General features: G+C 35.2%; 1 protein-coding gene. It reads right to left on the bottom strand.

The genetic code is table 11. The features are described from left to right. Window positions 1–58 precede the first annotated feature (58 nt). The coding region (locus tag CWO92_RS24845) for a tail fiber domain-containing protein (protein WP_133120620.1) at window positions 59–1,261 on the bottom strand (1,203 nt) is incomplete at its 5' end.

Here is a 1,261-nt window from a genome sequence, read left to right as displayed (position 1 = left end):
ATTAAAAAGCAGGTTGATAGCCTGCCCTAGTTTCTGATTTTCAATTTTTACTTGCATATTATGATACCTCCAATTTTTTCTTTATATCCGCAATTTCCATTTCAAGACTCGCAATCTTTAAAATTAGGTTTTCATTTTGCTCTCTTAATATATTTATTGCTTCAGTGTGATTATCTGTTACAGCAACAAGATCTTTTACACCTTTTCCAACAAATGATGTAAGAGCATATAATGCAAAACTATCACCTGTTTCTGAATGCGTTATTTCAGGAATTTCATCCAGCATCATACCTAACTGTAATTTGGAATTTGCTTCATCAGTTAAACGGTGATATGTGTAAATGTTTGAATTTCTCCAAACGTCTAAGGTATTTTCATCATAAATGGAAATATCCTTTTTCTTCTCACGTTGTGACGTATCTGTCACAAAATCTTTTGCTCTAACTGTTCTATATACCCCTGTAGTTAAACCTCGTGAAGTGACACGAAGTTCTAAGTCTGTACCAATATAAGCGTATAGATTAGGGTCAGCCGTCATAAATTGCCCAAAATATCCATTCGCTCTTACATTACGATAAATAGGGGAGCCATTATTATAAAGGCTTCTTGCTGTCATTCTGATTTCATCATCAGAACCCAAATATAGATTTGTCCCTGCATTTGTTGAAAGTCCATCTGCCCATAAAATATTAGCTCTTAAATCTCTATATATTGGATTTCCAGTTGAACCATCTACATAGCCCTTGTTAACCAGTCTTACTTCACTATCAGAACCGACATATGCGTTTGTAGATGTGGTAATAAATCCAGTTCCATAAAAGTTAGCTGCCCTAACACCACGATAGATGCCTGTTTTACTGATATTCATAACCCTTAATTCATTATCTGTAACAATATAAGCATTATCTGTCGGGGCCGCCACGAATGAATCAGCTCTTATAGGGACGTATTGATCTGTAGTTTTTGTTTTTGTTGCTCTGACTTCTCCATCGGCAGTTGGACGAATATAAATATGAGTACCGCTAGTTTTAGGGTTTGTATCAATAGCATTTGTATATAAAAACTCCTGTGCATCACCATTTACATAAACAGTGCCAAGATCTGCTGAGATTGCAGAAAGTGTATCGGCTACAATTTTACTAGCACTTATACTCTGAATCATTGCATCCTTAATAACAGCATTATCAATGGTTGTTTGACCAGTTATGTGAACTTTCTTTCCATCGATAAGGATACCCTCAGTGGATATATTAATCTGATT

The sequence above is a fragment of the Heyndrickxia camelliae genome (assembly GCF_002844575.1).
Lineage (GTDB): Bacteria > Bacillota > Bacilli > Bacillales > Bacillaceae_C > Margalitia > Margalitia camelliae.
This window is presented reverse-complemented; position numbering and strand designations above follow the sequence as displayed.